Origin of the sequence: Sphingomonas sp. PL-96, from assembly GCF_020707215.1 — a bacterium.
GTDB lineage: Bacteria > Pseudomonadota > Alphaproteobacteria > Sphingomonadales > Sphingomonadaceae > Sphingomonas.
Genome location: NZ_JAJFET010000003.1, coordinates 44,647 through 60,026, shown reverse-complemented (window position 1 = coordinate 60,026; position 15,380 = coordinate 44,647). Strand labels below are relative to the sequence as shown.

The following is a 15,380-nucleotide window of genomic DNA, read 5'->3' as shown; positions in this document are numbered from 1 at the left end:
CCATCCCATGACCCACCGCCTGATCTTCCTCGCGCCCGTGCTGCTCGCCGGCTGCGCCGTCGGTCCGGACTATGTCCGCCCCACGGCGGCGACGCCGCCCAGCTTCAAGACCGCACCCGGATGGACCGCGGCGACGCCGTCGGACCGGATCGATCGCGGCAAATGGTGGCAGTTGTTCGGCGATGCGACACTGAGCAGCCTGTCCGAGCGCGCGCTTGCCGCCAACCAGACGATCGCCCAGGCGGCCGCCACCTATGCGCAGGCACGCGCCGCCACCCGCGAGCAGCGCGCGAGCCTGTTTCCGGCGGTGGACCTCAGCGGATCGGGAGTGCGCTCGGGCGGCGGCAGCCGCAACCGCGTGACCACCGTGGCGAGCGGCGGCAGCAGCGGCGACGGCACCGGAAGCGGGACGGGCACCGGCACGACCGTCAGCACCGGCACCTCGAGCAACAGCACGTACCAGGTCGCAATCGGGGCGAGCTGGGAGCCGGACCTGTTCGGCCGCATCCGCCGCACAGTCGAGAATGCCGAGGCGACCGCGGAGGCGCGCCGCGCCGATCTCGCCTCGTCGCAGCTTTCGATCCTGGGGGAGCTTGCCACCAACTATTTCAACCTGCGTGCCGCCGATGCCGAGATCACGCTCGTCCAGGAGACGATCGCCGGCTATGAGCGCGCGCTCCGGATCGCGACCAACCGCTACAATGCCGGCATCGTCGCACGCACCGACGTGTTTCAGGCGCAATCACAGCTCGCGACCACGCGTTCGGAGCTGGAGGGGCTGCAGCGCAACCGCCGCACCTATGAGAATGCGATCGCGGTGCTGGTGGGCGAACCCGCGAGCAGCTTCACCCTGGCGGCCGCGCAATGGACCCCGACCGTGCCGGCAGTGCCCACCGGCGTACCCTCTGGCATCCTCCAGCGTCGCCCCGACATCGCCGCGCAGGAGCGTGCGGTGGCCGCCGCCAACGCCGAGATTGGCGTCGAACAGAGCGCCTTCTTCCCGACGGTCACCTTGTCGAGCGAAGGCGGCGTGCAGGCGAGCGGCATCGGCAGCCTGTTCTCCTCTTCGGCGACCCTGTGGTCGCTCGGCGCCTCGGTCGCACAGACGCTGTTCGACGCGGGCGCCCGCAGCGCCCGGGTGCGCCAGGCGCGCGCCGCCTATGATGCCGCGGTCGCCAGCTATCGCGAGACGGTGCTGGAGGCGTTCCAGGATGTCGAGGACCAGCTCACCGCCGCACAGATCCTGGCCCGCCAGGAACTGCTGCTGCGCGAGGCCGCGACCGCGGCCACCCGCACCGAGGCGGCAACCCTCAACCAGTACCAGGAAGGCCTGATCACCTTCACCGACGTGGTGACGGCGCAGGCGACCGCGCTCAACGCGCGCCGCTCGCTGCTGCAGGCCTCCGTCGACCGCCAGACCGCGGCGGTCGCACTTGTCCAGGCGCTTGGCGGCGCCTGGGACGGCGAGGGCTACCCCCTCCTCGCCACCCCCCAAGCCACCGAAAGGAACGGAGCATGAAGCTTTCCACCACCCTCGCCTGCGCAGCGCTCGCACTCGGCCTCGCCGGCACGCCGGCACTCGCCCAGCAGCAGCACCGCGAGGCGGCCAAGCAGACCAAGTCGGTCAAGACGACGGGCAAGAGCCGGCACCAGCAGGCGTGCAGCCGGCGGTTCAAGTCGTACAATGCCCGCACCGACCAGTATAAGGCGAGCAACGGCCGCTGGGTGCGCTGCCCCGCCAGCGTGAAGTAAACCGGCCGGTCGGTGCCGCGGCATGGCTGCGGCACCGACTGCCGAACCCGCCCTTGCCGCCTGCATCCACGGCGGCATCGGCGGGAAATATCCGGGACACATCACGGGCCGAGCGTCGCGCTGCAGGGGATGCGCACGGAGAAGTATCATATGTGGCAACTCGCTGATGCCCGGAGCGAAGCGCGCCGGTTGCTGGAAGCACATGGCCCCGCTGCCCTTCTGGGATTGTCCGACGCGATGAGCGCAGCGGTGCGCGCAGGCGATCACAAGGCAGCCGAACGCTTCGAAAAGATCCTCCTACAGGCGGAACGCGAACTCGACGGCAATCCGATCCCCCCGCAGCGTCTCGCCCGCTGGCGGCGCACGACCGCGATGACGGTTCCCATATGGCCCATATCCTGATCGTCGACGACGACGCCGGTATCCGGACGCTGCTCGGCGGAAGCCTCAGCGCCAAGGGCTATGCGGTCCATCTTGCGGCGGATACCGTCGAGATGGACCGCATCCTCGCCACCGACACGATCGACCTTGTCATCCTCGACGTGATGATGCCGGGCGAAAGCGGCTTGTCGGCCTGTCGCCGCCTCGCGCGCACGTGCCTGCCGATCATCATGCTGAGTGCGCGCGCCGAGGAGGCCGACCGGATCCATGGCCTGGAACTCGGCGCCGGCCGCTACCTTTCCAAGCCCTGCTCGCCGCGCGAGATCGCGGTTCATGTTCAGGCGGCGCTGCGGGATCGCGGTCACGGCCGGACCAGCGACGCCTTGCGGTTTGCAGGCTGGTGGATCGATCTCGCCAGTCATGAACTGCTGGATCCCGACGGGGTGCTGGTCGACCTGACCGAGGGAGAGTTCAAGGTGCTGCGCGCCTTTGTGGAGCGTCCCCGGCGGGTCCTGTCGCGCGACAGCCTGCTCGAGCAGGCCCGCGGCCCCGACAGCGACGCCTTCGACCGGGCGATCGACGTGCAGGTGAGCCGCCTGCGCCGGAAGTTGCGCGCCCGCGGCGACGAGATGATCCGCACCGTGCGCAACGAAGGCTATATGTTCGTGCCCGACGTGATCCGCGCATGAGCGACGCGACACCTGGTTCGGTCAAGGCGGTCGGCCGACCGCTTTTCCTGCGCATCTTTGCCTTGCTGCTTGGATCGCTTCTCGCCGTTCAGGCCCTGAACGTCGTTCTCGTGATCGTGACACCGCCGCCTGCACCGCGCTTCTTCTCGCTCGAGCAGATCGAGCGGGCGCTGAAGGGAGGCGGGACCGAGGCGCTCAAGCGTGTCGAAACGGACGATCCCGGATTCGAGCAAGGGAGCGCCCGCTATGAGCGGCGTATTCACGATCACCTGGCGACACGGCTTCGGCTTCCGTCCGAGGCGGTTCGCGTACGGCTGCGCGACGCCTTCGGCCATCCGCGGCCATTCCGCAGAGGACCCAGCCCGCGCGAGGCGACCGGCACGTCGATCGCAGGCGACTTCAAGGCTGCGTTCCGGCAGCCTTCAGGCCGATGGGTGGTCCTCCAGCCTTCGGGGCTCGAGATCGGCTTCTGGCGCTGGCGAGCCATTGCCACGCTTGCCCTGGCCGTGTTGCTCGCGATGCCGATCGCATGGTGGCTGTCGCGACGTATCGCCCGCCCCATCGCGATGTTCGGGGCGGCGGCCGAGCGTCTCGGTCGCGACCCTCGCAGCCCGCCCATGGCATTGTCGAGCATCCCCGAAGTCGCGCACGCGACATCGGCGTTCAACGAGATGCAGGCGCAGCTCCAGCGCTATGTGGCGGACCGCTCGCTGATGCTCGGCGCCGTGGCGCACGACTTGCGAACCCCCTTGATGCGGATCGCGCTGCACCTGGAAGGTGCCTCCCCGTCCGTCCGCCTGGCGGTCGAGGAAGAAGTGGCTGACATGCAGTCGATGCTGACGGCCGTGCTGACCTTTCTTCGCGACCAGGAGCAGCCCGCGCGCTGCCAGCGGCTCGACCTGCGCACCGTCGTGGAGAGCGTCGCGGACGGGCTCGACGACGAAGGGCATCCGGTCGAGCTGGAGGCGGGGCCGCAACTCGTGATCGAGGGCGACCCGGTGGCCCTGAAGAGCCTGGTGTCCAACCTGATGCGCAATGCCGTGGTGCATGCCGGCGGGCCGATCCGCGTCCTCTTGGGTGAGGATGGCTCGACCATCTGGCTCGAGGTTCAGGATCGCGGCCCGGGCATCGACGAGGCGCTGCTGGAGCGGATGTTCGAGCCGTTCGTCCGGGCAGAGGCATCGCGGTCGCGCGAGACGGGCGGCATCGGCCTTGGCCTCGCCAGTGCGCGCGCCGTCGCGCGGGGACATGGTGGAGACGTGACGCTTGCCAACCGCCCGGGCGGCGGCCTTGTCGCCCGGATGGAGCTATCGCGCTGAAGGGAGCCGAACGCAGACACCGCGACGAACGGGCGTCGGTCCTTCTGCGGCACCGTCAGGCGAGGGCACGGCGGGCTCGGCGTTCCACAAGGACCCTCGACACCACTTCCGCAGCGCGCTCGCTGGCCGCTTTGTCATCCTGTCCCATCATGCGTTCGACATAGGCCCGCTGGACCGGCGCGTAGCGGGTCTGCGCCCGCGGCGCCTCGGCGAGCGCGCGATCGAGCCCGGCCACGTCCTTCACCACCTGGCCCATCTGCCAGTGGCCGAACCGAGGATCGGATTGCCAGTCGATCCCATGCGCATTCAGGAACACAACAGGGCGGGGCGTCTCGGCAAATTCCACGACTTGGCTCGACCCGTCTCCCAGATAGATGTCGGCACCGTTGATATAGCTCTGGTCGATCAGGCGGAACGACCTCGTGTCGATATGGATGTTGGGACAGTTGCGATAGGGACGCAGACGGTCCTCCAACTCGGCATCGAATTTGGCGAGGCGGATGTGGGGCGCAACGATGAGGTTATACTCTCGTGATCGCGCGAAGTAATCGAGAACGCTTTCGCCCATTGCCCACCAGCTCGACTTGGCCCGCATCCAATGTGGGACATAGACGATGGTTGGCCGGCGCTCTGGAAAGCATGGGCCGCCTGCAGAACCCGACACGTCCCGGATATAGTCGCGCTTGATGTAGCCTACGGTGACGACCGGCGCGTCGGTATGGCCACTTTCGCGCACCCGCGCCGCCATGCCGCTGCCCGGCATCAGGATCCGCGCGGCATAGCGGTTGCGACGGCTGCGGAAGTTGGCGTGCGGTCCGGCGCCATGCTCGTTGTAGACAAAGGCCGCGCCGCGCCGCCGAGCGGCGAAGGGCAACCACAGGCTGGTGCGCTCCGCGACCACGGCAACGTCGTGTCGGAGGATAGCAGCCGCATTGAGCGCCAGGAGCAGGACCTTGGAGCGGAGATTCGGCGTTTCGCGAGACCCGGCGGGGAAGCTCCGAAAGCCTCGCACCCGTCGAATTTCCACTTGGCTGAGGCGCAGCTTCGCCAATGCTTCGATCAGGATTTCCTCATGCACGCTTGTGGCGACGTACAATCGGATGCGCGGCGGGTTGGCGCGGCGGGCAAGGGCCGCCGCGATCGGCAGGAGGTGCGGGATCAGGAACAATTCGCCCAGGAACAGGAAGGCGACGCAGGGCGGTTCATGCGCTTCGGATCGCACCGACCTGGGTGCTTCGCCGAGCCATACAGGGATCAGCACCGGCCTGATCTTTCCTTGTTCTGACCTGCGGGTTCCTGTGCCGCCGCACCGGCCGACGCGCCGGAATGCGTCAATGGCGGCTGCCAAGGCGGTGTTGCGCCGTGGCTCGACCCTGTTTGCGCATCCGACCGGCTGCCACGCCCGGCGACGCTGTCGAACAGGACCCGGTCCTTCGCGTAGAAGCGCTCGATCCGATCGATCTGCTTCGCGCTCAGGCTCGGGCGACGGGGGTCTGAGGCGTTGAGGTGCCGCAACTTCGGCCCCCCGCCGGCATCCAGAAACGCCTGCAGTGCGTCCGTGTCGGACATCGCAAAGATCCGGTCGACCGCCAGCGCACCGTCGATGCCCCGCAGATACCAGCTCTGAGGCCGGAAGATGTGGTCCAGCTGGTATAGCGACGTTGCGGTTTCCAGATGGTCCAGCGCGTCGTCGGCAGTGCGGAACGACCGGTACCGATCCCGGAACGGCTCGGAGACCGCGTTATCCTTGCCACCGCCCGCTTGCGCATAGCTCAGAGACGACGCGAACCGCGCGACCGGGTCACGCACCACCGCAAAGCTGACAACCCGACGCACAAGGTCGGGCGCTGCCAATTGGTAATAGCGGATCGAGGCATGCTTGATCTGCTGATCATAAAGCGCCGCGCTGATCGACATGCCGGCGTTTTTCGGAATGTGGATGAACAAGGCTCCTGCCCGGGCAATGCACGCGAGCCGCTCGCGCCGCTTTGCGTCCAGGGGCAAGCTTACGCCTCGATCACAGGCGCGTTCGTACAGATCCCCAACAAGATGGACCTTCGCCAGTCGGAGGATCGCACGCTTCATACGCTTGGCAGATCAACCGCCGATGTTTCTGGCGTATTTCCAGAGCGCTGGCACCCCGCCAGTGGGTGCTGTTAGGTGCTGTCGGGTAAGGCGGTCATCGGTTCATGAAGGATGTGCCAGCGGCACCACCGCAGAGCACCACCCCTTACGTCGCGAACTTGCTGACTCCATGGCTTCGCGCACGTCCCGGTTTTCGCGACAGCGCCGGCTTTCTGATCGGGATCCAGGTTCCGCTAGATATGCTCTCGCAGAAGCGTCGTGATGCTCAGCTAATCCCGGAACGCAAGGGTCCCGCCTTTGCGCAGGGCCTTCAGATCGATGCCGTGCCGGTGGACCTTGTAGTAGAAGGTGTTGCGGGTGAGGCCGAGCCGGGCGATCGCCTTGCCGATGTCGCCGCCGCACGCGCGGACCGCCTGAACGATCACGTTGCGTTCAAAGGCATCGACCTGGTCGCCAAGCGCCGCAGGCGGCCCATCGCCGTCTGCGACATGCTGGTCGAGCTTCAGCACGAGCCGCTCGGCGAACCGGCCGAGCTCGTGGACGTTGCCGGGCCAGTCATGGGCGACGAGATACTGGAGGATGCCGGCGTCGAGTGTGGGAAGCGGCCGGCGCAGGCGGCTCGCCATGCTATCGAGCAGGTGCGCGAACAGCTGCGGAATGTCGCCTTTGCGCTCGCGCAGGGGCGGCACGCGAAGCCGGATCGCGGCGAGCCGGTAGAGCAGTGGCGGCTGAACGCCCGCATCGCCGCCGTCCGACATGCAGCCGATCACGCGCACGCTCAGCCGCTGGGCCGCACGCGCGCCGCGGGCCTGGACAAGCCGATCCTCCAGAAAACGGACGAGGTGGGCCTGAAGCGCCGGGCCTGCCTGGTCCACGTCGTCGAGGAACAAGCTGCCCTGGTTCGCCTGCATCAGCCTGCCCTCGGCACCGTCCTGCCCCGGCCGAATGTCACCGTGCAGGGCGACATCGGCGATCGCATCGGGAATGGCCGCACAGGGTACGGTCACGAACGCCCGCTTCGCCTGCGCGCTTTGCTGATGGATCAATCGGGCGATCAGTTCCTTGCCGGTGCCCGTCTCTCCTTCAATCAGCACGTCGATGTTGGTGGCCGCCAGCGTCTCGATGATCGCCCGCAGCCTCACGATGGCAGGTGCGTCGCCGATCAGGGGCGAAGCGGACGGAGCCTGGACCAGCGCCCGCAGGCGGCGGTTTTCCAGAACCAGCGCGCGCTTCTCGGCCGCGCGCGCGACCGAGGCGAGAAGCGCATCCGGGTCGAACGGCTTGGTCAGGAAATCCCAGGCCCCCGCCTTCAGCGCGTCGACCGCCATCGGTACGTCGCCATGGCCGGTGACCAGGATCACCGGAAGCTCCGGGTCGAGCGCGCGGACTGCCTGGAACAGGCCGATGCCCGACAGGTGTGGCATGCGCACGTCGCTGACCAGCACGCCCGGGAAGCTCGCGTCCAGCGCGGCCAGCGCCTCGCCGCCGCTGGCAAAGGACCGCACCGCATAGCCGGACAGCTGAAGCGTCTGCGTAATCGCCGCGCGGACATCCTCGTCGTCGTCGACCAGTGCGACCTGTGGGGCGGACGCGTCGTTCATGGCCGGCGCATCACCATGTCGAAACGGGCGCCGGACGTGCCGGGCACCCAGCGCAACGCGCCACCGAGCGCGGCCATGATGTCGCTGGCGATCACGAGGCCGAGGCCCAGGCCGGCGGGCCTGCTGGTGGCAAAGGGCGTGAACAGCCGCGCCGCGATCTCAGGGGCGAGCCCCGGACCATTATCGCAGATCGAAAGCACCACCTGCTCGTCCTCCAGCTCAAGGGCAAGGGTGATGGCGGCGTCCGTGACCCCGTCCAGCGCGTCCAGCGCATTCTGCAGCAGGTTGACCAGCACCTGCTCCAATCGGATCGTGTCGCCAAGCACCTCCAGCCCGGCGGGGCAGGCCGGCAGCTGCACCGTCACCCGGGTCAGCCGCGCCTTCAGGATCAGCAGGCTGCCCTCGATCGCCTCCGCCAGCCGCACTGGCTCTAGCGCGCCCGCCGAGTTGCGGGAAAAGCCGCGCAGCTGTGCGGTCACCTTGTCGATGCGATCGGTCAGCCGCTCGATCGCCCGGAGGTTGTCGGCCACCGCACGGGGGTCGTCCCGCTCCAGCAGCAGCCGGCCGTTGGCGGCATAGCTGCGGATGGCTGCGACAGGCTGTGCGGTCTCATGCGCGATGCCGGCGGTGATCTGCCCCAGCGAGGCGAGGCGATTGGCCTGGTGCAAGGCGTCGCGCAGAGTCTCGGCGCGGGTTTCCAGGCGTCCGCGCTCCTCCATCTCCTGGCGCAGCGCTCGGGTGCGTGCGGCGACCAGCGCCTCCAGCCCGGCGGTCCGAGCGGCGGCCGCCGCGGCCCTGCCGGCACGCTGGCGCCTCCGCTCGCGCAGGGTCCACAGGCCGCCGCCGAGCAGCAGCAGCGTCAGCAGGGCCGCCACCCGGGCGAGGGCGACCGTGCCCGCCACCGCGTCGAGCGGCACCAGCAGGTTGAGTCGCCATCCGGCCTCGTGCGTGGGCACCGTCTCCCACAAGAGTCGCTGGCGCCCGTCGCCGGCGGGCCGCGCGATGCGGACGCCATCCCGTTTCTCGACGGCGAGCGGGAGCGGCCGCAGCGATCCCGCACCGGACTGCAGCTCCTCACGGAAGCGGCGGCGGGTCGCATCGGTCAGCGCGCGGGTGGTGGTGAAGCGCCACGCGGGCCGGCTCGTGATCAGGACGACGCCGTCGCGGTCGGTCACCAGGCTGATGCCCGGCAACCGCGCCCAGTCGCGCTCGATGCGGTCGAACTCCAGCTTTACCACCACATAGCCGCCGCTGCGGGAGCGGTGCGAAAGGTACATGCCGGGACGTTCGCTGACCGTCCCGAGCGCGAACTGGCTCCCCTCGCCGCGGCGGGCGGCATCGCGGTAATAGTTGCGCGCCGCATAGTTCTCGCCGACGAAGCTGCGCGGGGTTGCCCAGTTGCTGGAGGCGATCGTGGTGCCCGCGGCGTCCAGCACGTAGATCTGGGCCGCGCCGGTTGTGCGGGCCAGCGCCTCAAGCTTGCGGTTGAGCGTGTCGCGGGCAGCCGCCGTGCCGCCCAGCGCCGCCGCCAGGTCGCGATCGTCCGACAGCGCAACCGGAAGCAGCCGGAAGCGCTGCATCTCGCCGTCGAGATGGGCCTGGCGCAGCACCGCGGCGCTGTGGGCGCCCTCGCGCAGGCGCTGCATGGCCTGGTGCTCGGCAAGCGCCCCGGCGAGCCAGACGACTGCTGCGGCCGCAGCAAGAAGAAGCGCCATCAGCAGCGTTCGAGTGACAGGTGCCCAGCGCTTCATGCGTCCTTCTACCGCCTGCGCCGCCATGATCCAATATTGGGATCTTGCCCGGTCAACATGTACCAAAAACCGGACACCCGCCCGGGATATCTCTTCACCGAGAAAGCGCAAGTCCTTGATCTGGCTCAAGGAAGTTGCTTTTCCTCAGCGCGCGTGCGCACCGATGCGCGAAGCCTTATTTCGAGGCCACTGTCCGACAGAGTGGCAGGAAGCTCCTCGCGGAGTCGGAAAGAACGGTGGCCCTGGCCCCTTGGCCGCGACCCTCACGAACGCAGCGCGACATATGGGCGCTGGCTCGGTTTCCTCCCCCGCATGGGCTTTCCATTCCAATCAGCAATGCGGAAGAAACCATGACTGAACCTTCTTCTTCGGCGCACGCTCCGCGTCGCCGGAGCCTTCCCAAGCGCGTTCTGATCGCGCTCGCCTGCATCGTCGCGCTGGCCGCGGTCGCGGGCGGACTGTTCCTGCTCCGCCCGATGGCCTCGCCGGCGGGGCCTGAGGCGGAGAACGCCGAACCGGTCGACGTCGTCGTGATCGGCGGCGGCATCATGAGCGCGACGCTGGCGACCTACCTCCAGGAACTGGAGCCAAGCTGGCGTATCCAGATGTACGAGCGGATGGACAAGGTCGCCGAGGAAAGCTCCAACGGCTGGAACAACGCCGGCACCGGTCACTCCGGCTTCGCCGAACTCAACTACACGCCCGAGGCCGAGGACGGGTCGATCGAGACGATCAAGGCCGTGCAGATCGCGGAGCAGTTCGAAGTCGCGCGCCAGTTCTGGGCGCATGAGGTCCAGCGCGGGGCCCTGTCCGATCCGTCGACCTTCATCAACCCGACGCCGCACATGAGCTTCGTGTGGGGCGACGACAACATCGCCTATCTGCGCAAGCGGCGCGACGCGCTGGTCCAGCATCCGATGTTCTACGGCATGCAGTTCTCGCAGGATCCCGCGCAGATCCGCAAATGGGCCCCGCTGGTAATGGAGGGCCGCGATCCTGCGCAAAAGGTCGCCGCCACCTACATGCCGATCGGCACCGACGTGAACTTCGGCGCCATCACCAACCAGCTCGTCGGAACGCTGCGCCGCAGTCCGAACTTCAGCCTCAACCTGGGGCAGGAGGTGCGCGGCCTGCACCAGAACGCCGACCGGAGCTGGAACGTCGCGGTCCATGACGTCCGCACGGGCAAGGACCGCGCCGTCAAGGCGAAGTTCGTGTTCGTGGGTGCAGGCGGCGCCTCGCTCAAGCTGCTTCAGATGTCGGGCATCCCGGAGGCCAGGAACTACGCCGGCTTCCCGGTCGGCGGCCAGTTCCTGGCATTCGAAAGCCCGGCAGTCACCGGGCGCCACGACGTCAAGGTCTATGGCAAGGCGGAGGCAGGATCGCCGCCGATGTCGGTGCCGCACCTCGACGCGCGCAAGCTCGACGGCCGCTCGGTCACGCTGTTCGGTCCGTTCGCGCTCCAGAGCACCAAGTTCCTGAAGCAGGGGTCTTCGCTCGACCTGTTCTCCAGCATCTATGGCAGCAACATCGGCACCATGCTGAGCGTGGGCGTGGAGAATCTGGACCTGGTGCGCTACCTGGCCCAGCAGGCGATGCTGAGCGATGCCGACCGCCAGACCGAACTGCGGAAATATTATCCCAAGGCGGATCAGGGCAGCTGGAAGCTCATCACCGCCGGCCAGCGCGTCCAGGTGATCAAGCGCGACCCGAAGAAGGGTGCGGTGCTGCAGTTCGGCACCGAGATCGTGACCGACAAGACCGGCTCGATCGCGGCGCTGCTGGGCGCATCCCCGGGCGCGTCGACCTCGCCTGCGATCATGCTGGAGGTGATGAAGCGCGCCTTCCCGCAGCAGGTGGCCGGCGCGTGGCAGGCACGGCTCAAGACGATGATCCCCTCCTACGGCCTGCAGCTCGACAGCGACCCGGCGCTGACCAACCGCATCCGCGGCATGACCAGCAAGGCGCTGAAGCTGCCGTACATCGAGGTGCCGGAAGGGCGCGCGCCCACCGTCACCCCCGCCGCGAGCCCGAGCAAGGCGCGCAACCTCAACGTCGAGCAGCAGGCGCTGTGATCCGATAACCTGCGTGGCTGCCCGCGATCTGGGGCAGCCACTTGCAGCAAGCAACGCCGGCAGCTTCCCAAGAAAGCGGATCTTTTCGCGACTTCTTCACCTTCCGCCCGGGCAAGGGGCAGCGCAGCCAGCTCGACGCGCTCGATGCGGCTGCGGTGCTGTCCCTGCCCTTCCACCTGATGATCTTTTTCGGACCTGCTGCTGGTTGGCGGCACGCTGCTTCCCTGGAGCAGGACGGCCGGGCCCCTCGAGGCGGCAGTTACCGGCAGCATGCGGAGCGGAGCGGCGATCCCGCGCGCGGGGACGGCGGGCGTGGCGCCCCAGGTGCCGCCCGTGCCGGTCGCCGCGATCCTGGCCGGCGCCGAACAGGCCTGGGGCAGCCCCGCCGGCCGGCTAACGATCGAGCGTCGCGACGGTACGCCGTGGTCGGTCGAGGCTGAGATTCAGCGCAACAGCCTCATGCCGCGCCCCGGCGGCGGACCCGGCCGGACGCTGCGGTTCGACACGCGCACGGGGCGGCTGCTGGATCGCATCGGCACGCGGGCGACGAACCCCGTGGAAGCGACCGACCGGACGCTGTCCGCCCTTCACCGAGCCCGCTTTGCGGTCTGGGACCTGCGCTGGCTGTTCATCGCAGGCGGCGTGCTCGACACCGCCATGAACAGCACCGCATGGTGCTGTGGTCGGTGAAGCGCTCTGTAAAGCGCCATGGCGCGGCCCTGTTCTTTGGCCATCGCCAGGTGAGGCAACCAAAGTTGCCGCCAATCTTTGCGCCAGCCGGCTATTGCTCGGCACTCTGCCAGATCTTTCGCTGTCGCTGGTGCCGGCTTGCTGCTCGCCTGACGATCTCAAGTCTGTCCGCCTCCCTCCCCCCCCACATCAATGCTGCTTGGGATGAAAATTCCGCAGGTCCACACGTTTGATCCCGCTCGTGTACGTGCGGCACCCCGACTTCTCAAGCCGGCGTGCCGCGCTTTGTCAGCGCACGGTCTCGAGCAGCTTCTCCCGCGCCGATCCACGTCGGGCATGCGGCATTTCCTCTCCTAGATCTCTGCGAGGCAAGACTCGATGGCCTCGATGTTGGCGACTCCGTAGGCCTTCTGAAAGTTCATGATCAGCGGCTGCCTGTTGCTCGGTTCGACCCGATTCTCGTGCCCATCAATGAGCAGGTCGGGCCGGACGTGCACCCGCGTGATGCGCACCTCGAGCGTCGAGATGAGGCCTCCGACCCGCGGGCCGTCCGCCATCATGTCGTGGCGCTCGCGCAGGACCGCCTCAAGTCGAATCGATCTCTCGAGGGCGCGCGGGGCCGCCCTGCGAGCAGTACGTCTGTCTGAGTGAGCTTGTCGAGACGGCAACTGGGGCGCCAACCTTCCTGACTGCAAGGGCGATGAAGACGGCTACGGCTTTCCCAGAAGGATGCGTGGTCGGGAAGGCCCCGCGCCATCTCAGAATCCAATCACGACGGAGCTGTGACAAACCAGACGGCTCGCTGCGCACCGTTGACTCTTAAATCTACATATAGCGTTTTAGATGGATGATCCGCAAACGTCGGCCATCCAAGCAGATGCTTTCGCTCCTTGCCGCGCTTATGACGGAGCCGTCGGCGTGGCGGCATGGCTACGACTTGATGAAGCACACCGGCCTGTCGTCGGGCACGCTCTATCCTCTGCTGATGCGGATGACCGAGCAAGGCTTGGTCGAGGCCGAATGGCAGGAACCGGCTCGGCTGGGACGACCAGCGCGCCATGCGTACCGGCTGACCGCGACCGGCGTCGCTCTTGCCAGCACGATCGTGCCGGAAACCGGCACTGTGTCTCGATTGTCGTCCGTATGATGGCCGGCATCGCAGAGCTTGTGATGACGCTGGCTCTGCGTTGCCTGCCGCGCGATGGCAGCGAATGGGGGCAGGCGATGTCGGCGGAGTTCGATCTGGCTCGGCGCGATGGCAAGGCGCTCGGCTTTGCCTGCGGGTGCCTGATCGCGGCATGGCGGCGGCTGCCTCACCACGCCGAAGGGCGGATTGCGGTGGTGAGCCACGCCCTCGTACTCGGGCTGATCGTGCCGATCGCCACCTTCCATCTTGGCTGCGCCTTCTCCGGCGCCAGGTTGGTGCTGTCCGGTCACGACCACTATCATGACATGCTGATGGCCGGTGGTGCGCGCGGGCGGATTCTGGCCGATGCCTATGTCGCGGCAGCCCCGGCGTTGACGGTTCTGCTGCTCTTGCTCGGCTCGGCGCATCTGGCTGTCGCCTGGTTCCTGCTCGATGGACGATGGCGCAGGGCAGCGATCCTGTGGCTGGTGGCGACGATCATCGCCGCACTGATCGTCCACATCATTGCCATCACCGTCCCGAACGTTGGCGGCAGCGCGATCCAGTTCGCCGCGCTGGCAATCGAGCTGGCTGCGATCCCGTTCTTGGCAAGGTGGCGGAATGCCGGTGCCGGCTCGTCCTACCCGAAGGAGGCTTGATGAAGACGTTGGTCATGGTCGCGGCGCTCGCCACCACGGGCGCGGCAACGCCGAAAATGGAAGGCGGTCGCCTTCAGGCCGGCTCGACCTGCTACGCGATCGTCGCCGGCGACAGGACAATCGGCTCGACGTTGCAGACGATCACGGCGTCGCGCGATGGTGGTAAGCCGGCGTGGGATATCGTCGTGCATCAGAAGCTCGAAAACGGCGCGTTCGATATGCGGGACCATTTCATCGTTGATCGCGAAACGCTGTTGCCGATCAGAATGGATAGCCAGCGCGGGCGCGGACGCAACGAAAAGGGCTGGCACCGGGTCAGTGTCGAATATGGCGCGCACGGTCTCCGAGGGACGAAGGAGACGGCCACGGGCTCGACGCCTTTAGACGTGGCACTGGCGCGTCCGACGTGGGATGGCAATCTGTGGGGACTTACCTTCGCCGCCTTGCCGCTGAAGGAGGGGGGCACCTACGCCGTTCCGTTCTGGCAGTACGACAAAGGTTTCGGCGCCTTCACCGCGCGGGTCGTCGGCAGCGAGGACTTGGACACACCATCGGGCAAGATAGCGGCCTGGATCGTAGAAGCCGGTGACGATCCGGCGCAGCTTGCGCGCTACAAGATTGCGAAAACAACGCGGCAGGAATTGGGATATGCAGCCGGTCCGAGTGCTCAGCGCTTGGGCGGCGTCTGCCAATGACCAAGGGTCTCTCACTGCACGAACGTCCTGATCTGGTGACCGAACGCCTGTCTCTCAGGCGCCCCAACGATGGTGATATGAATGCCATCGTGAGCATCGTTGGAGATTGGGATGTCGCCCGCCGTCTCGCGCGGGTTCCCCATCCTTATGGGCCGGACGACGCGCAATTCTTCCTCGACCAGATTGTGCCCGCCGAATGGGTCTGGGCGATAACCCTACGAGGATCCGGCGTGCTTATCGGCGCGGTCGGGCTGACCCCGGAGAATGACGCCGAAACTGCCGAGCTGAGCTATTGGCTGTCCCGTGCGCACTGGGGGAAGGGAGTTGCAACGGAAGCGGCACGAGCCGTTGTTACCTTCGGCCTTGTAGACGTTGGCTGTCACTCTCTCACCTCCGGGAATTTCGAAGACAACCCCGCCTCGGGGCAGGTTCTACGCAAACTTGGTTTCGTCGAGACTGGTCATGTTTTGCGTCCGTGCCTCGCTGTGGGTGGGAAGGTGCCACCGGTCCGGTTGAAGCTGCCATGCCATCCCGGCTAGGAGCGGCAGTCAAACCGG

The 15,380-nt window shown here is 67.4% G+C and carries 16 protein-coding genes; 11 read left to right on the top strand and 5 right to left on the bottom strand.

The features are described 5' to 3' along the window. The first annotated feature begins 7 nt into the window (after positions 1–7). The 5 genes from LK533_RS07770 (at position 8) to LK533_RS07750 (ending at position 4,141) form a co-directional block, all read left to right on the top strand. The gene (locus LK533_RS07770; RefSeq protein ID WP_229362225.1) at positions 8–1,519 is read left to right on the top strand and encodes an efflux transporter outer membrane subunit; all 1,512 of its coding nucleotides are present in this window, start codon (positions 8–10) and stop codon (positions 1,517–1,519) included. Further along, positions 1,516–1,752, top strand: coding sequence for a BA14K family protein (locus tag LK533_RS07765; RefSeq protein ID WP_229362224.1), 237 nt, complete (start codon positions 1,516–1,518; stop codon positions 1,750–1,752). Before LK533_RS07770 ends, LK533_RS07765 begins: the two co-directional genes overlap by 4 nt. A 150-nt stretch (positions 1,753–1,902) precedes the next feature. Next, the gene (locus LK533_RS07760) at positions 1,903–2,154 is read left to right on the top strand and encodes a hypothetical protein (RefSeq protein WP_229362223.1); all 252 of its coding nucleotides are present in this window, start codon (positions 1,903–1,905) and stop codon (positions 2,152–2,154) included. Beyond that, positions 2,139–2,822: a response regulator gene (locus tag LK533_RS07755; RefSeq protein ID WP_229362222.1), complete on the top strand. Its 684-nt coding sequence runs from the start codon at positions 2,139–2,141 to the stop codon at positions 2,820–2,822. Before LK533_RS07760 ends, LK533_RS07755 begins: the two co-directional genes overlap by 16 nt. Beyond that, the gene (locus tag LK533_RS07750) at positions 2,819–4,141 is read left to right on the top strand and encodes an ATP-binding protein (protein WP_229362221.1); all 1,323 of its coding nucleotides are present in this window, start codon (positions 2,819–2,821) and stop codon (positions 4,139–4,141) included. Before LK533_RS07755 ends, LK533_RS07750 begins: the two co-directional genes overlap by 4 nt. A 55-nt stretch (positions 4,142–4,196) precedes the next feature. On the opposite strand, the gene LK533_RS07745 is transcribed toward LK533_RS07750, so the two are convergent. The 4 genes from LK533_RS07745 to LK533_RS07730 all read right to left on the bottom strand — a co-directional run bounded on the left by LK533_RS07745 (position 4,197) and on the right by LK533_RS07730 (position 9,542). Beyond that, positions 4,197–5,402, bottom strand: a complete 1,206-nt coding sequence (locus LK533_RS07745) for a hypothetical protein (RefSeq protein ID WP_229362220.1) — start codon at positions 5,400–5,402, stop codon at positions 4,197–4,199. Continuing rightward, positions 5,396–6,226, bottom strand: coding sequence for a sulfotransferase (locus tag LK533_RS07740; RefSeq protein WP_229362219.1), 831 nt, complete (start codon positions 6,224–6,226; stop codon positions 5,396–5,398). Before LK533_RS07740 ends, LK533_RS07745 begins: the two co-directional genes overlap by 7 nt. Before the next feature lie 269 nt (positions 6,227–6,495). Continuing rightward, positions 6,496–7,827 carry a sigma-54-dependent transcriptional regulator gene (locus tag LK533_RS07735; RefSeq protein ID WP_229362218.1) on the bottom strand — a complete coding sequence of 444 codons (1,332 nt, stop codon included), beginning with the start codon at positions 7,825–7,827 and terminating at the stop codon, positions 6,496–6,498. Next, entirely contained in the window at positions 7,824–9,542 is a 1,719-nt protein-coding gene (locus LK533_RS07730) for a sensor histidine kinase (protein WP_229362217.1), read from the bottom strand. The genes LK533_RS07735 and LK533_RS07730 overlap by 4 nt, the downstream gene beginning before the upstream one ends. Positions 9,543–9,928: 386 nt before the next feature. Here LK533_RS07730 and mqo point away from each other — a divergent pair, with 386 nt between their 5' ends. Both mqo and LK533_RS07720 read left to right on the top strand, forming a co-directional pair. After that, complete coding sequence (gene mqo / locus LK533_RS07725; RefSeq protein ID WP_229362216.1) at positions 9,929–11,653, top strand: malate dehydrogenase (quinone); 1,725 nt, start codon at positions 9,929–9,931, stop codon at positions 11,651–11,653. 270 nt (positions 11,654–11,923) lie between these two features. Then, positions 11,924–12,343, top strand: coding sequence for a hypothetical protein (locus tag LK533_RS07720; RefSeq protein WP_229362215.1), 420 nt, complete (start codon positions 11,924–11,926; stop codon positions 12,341–12,343). A gap of 353 nt (positions 12,344–12,696) precedes the next feature. Here the strand turns inward: LK533_RS07720 and LK533_RS07715 are convergent, their stop codons facing one another. Further along, the gene (locus LK533_RS07715; RefSeq protein WP_229362214.1) at positions 12,697–12,903 is read right to left on the bottom strand and encodes a hypothetical protein; all 207 of its coding nucleotides are present in this window, start codon (positions 12,901–12,903) and stop codon (positions 12,697–12,699) included. Positions 12,904–13,244: 341 nt separating this feature from the next. Here LK533_RS07715 and LK533_RS07710 point away from each other — a divergent pair, with 341 nt between their 5' ends. Genes LK533_RS07710 through LK533_RS07695 form a run of 4 tightly spaced genes read left to right on the top strand, consistent with a single transcriptional unit; the run spans position 13,245 to position 15,362 of the window. Then, positions 13,245–13,490, top strand: a complete 246-nt coding sequence (locus tag LK533_RS07710) for a PadR family transcriptional regulator (protein WP_229362213.1) — start codon at positions 13,245–13,247, stop codon at positions 13,488–13,490. Next, entirely contained in the window at positions 13,487–14,128 is a 642-nt protein-coding gene (locus tag LK533_RS07705) for a hypothetical protein (protein WP_229362212.1), read from the top strand. The genes LK533_RS07710 and LK533_RS07705 overlap by 4 nt, the downstream gene beginning before the upstream one ends. After that, complete coding sequence (locus LK533_RS07700; RefSeq protein ID WP_229362211.1) at positions 14,128–14,823, top strand: hypothetical protein; 696 nt, start codon at positions 14,128–14,130, stop codon at positions 14,821–14,823. Before LK533_RS07705 ends, LK533_RS07700 begins: the two co-directional genes overlap by 1 nt. After that, positions 14,820–15,362 (top strand): GNAT family N-acetyltransferase, encoded by a 543-nt coding sequence (locus tag LK533_RS07695; protein WP_229362210.1) that lies wholly within the window; start codon positions 14,820–14,822, stop codon positions 15,360–15,362. Before LK533_RS07700 ends, LK533_RS07695 begins: the two co-directional genes overlap by 4 nt. Positions 15,363–15,380 lie beyond the last annotated feature (18 nt).

What these genes read in the sequence shown, in the direction of transcription:
- LK533_RS07715 (WP_229362214.1), bottom strand. Translation starts at nt 12,903, where the DNA reads ATGATGGCGGACGGCCCGCGGGTCGGAGGCCTCATCTCGACGCTCGAG.
- LK533_RS07695 (WP_229362210.1), top strand. Translation starts at nt 14,820, where the DNA reads ATGACCAAGGGTCTCTCACTGCACGAACGTCCTGATCTGGTGACCGAA.
- LK533_RS07760 (WP_229362223.1), top strand. Translation starts at nt 1,903, where the DNA reads ATGTGGCAACTCGCTGATGCCCGGAGCGAAGCGCGCCGGTTGCTGGAA.
- LK533_RS07700 (WP_229362211.1), top strand. Translation starts at nt 14,128, where the DNA reads ATGAAGACGTTGGTCATGGTCGCGGCGCTCGCCACCACGGGCGCGGCA.
- LK533_RS07740 (WP_229362219.1), bottom strand. Translation starts at nt 6,226, where the DNA reads ATGAAGCGTGCGATCCTCCGACTGGCGAAGGTCCATCTTGTTGGGGAT.
- LK533_RS07730 (WP_229362217.1), bottom strand. Translation starts at nt 9,542, where the DNA reads ATGGCGCTTCTTCTTGCTGCGGCCGCAGCAGTCGTCTGGCTCGCCGGG.
- LK533_RS07770 (WP_229362225.1), top strand. Translation starts at nt 8, where the DNA reads ATGACCCACCGCCTGATCTTCCTCGCGCCCGTGCTGCTCGCCGGCTGC.
- LK533_RS07755 (WP_229362222.1), top strand. Translation starts at nt 2,139, where the DNA reads ATGGCCCATATCCTGATCGTCGACGACGACGCCGGTATCCGGACGCTG.
- LK533_RS07705 (WP_229362212.1), top strand. Translation starts at nt 13,487, where the DNA reads ATGATGGCCGGCATCGCAGAGCTTGTGATGACGCTGGCTCTGCGTTGC.
- LK533_RS07735 (WP_229362218.1), bottom strand. Translation starts at nt 7,827, where the DNA reads ATGAACGACGCGTCCGCCCCACAGGTCGCACTGGTCGACGACGACGAG.
- LK533_RS07750 (WP_229362221.1), top strand. Translation starts at nt 2,819, where the DNA reads ATGAGCGACGCGACACCTGGTTCGGTCAAGGCGGTCGGCCGACCGCTT.
- LK533_RS07765 (WP_229362224.1), top strand. Translation starts at nt 1,516, where the DNA reads ATGAAGCTTTCCACCACCCTCGCCTGCGCAGCGCTCGCACTCGGCCTC.
- LK533_RS07720 (WP_229362215.1), top strand. Translation starts at nt 11,924, where the DNA reads ATGCGGAGCGGAGCGGCGATCCCGCGCGCGGGGACGGCGGGCGTGGCG.
- LK533_RS07710 (WP_229362213.1), top strand. Translation starts at nt 13,245, where the DNA reads ATGACGGAGCCGTCGGCGTGGCGGCATGGCTACGACTTGATGAAGCAC.
- mqo (WP_229362216.1), top strand. Translation starts at nt 9,929, where the DNA reads ATGACTGAACCTTCTTCTTCGGCGCACGCTCCGCGTCGCCGGAGCCTT.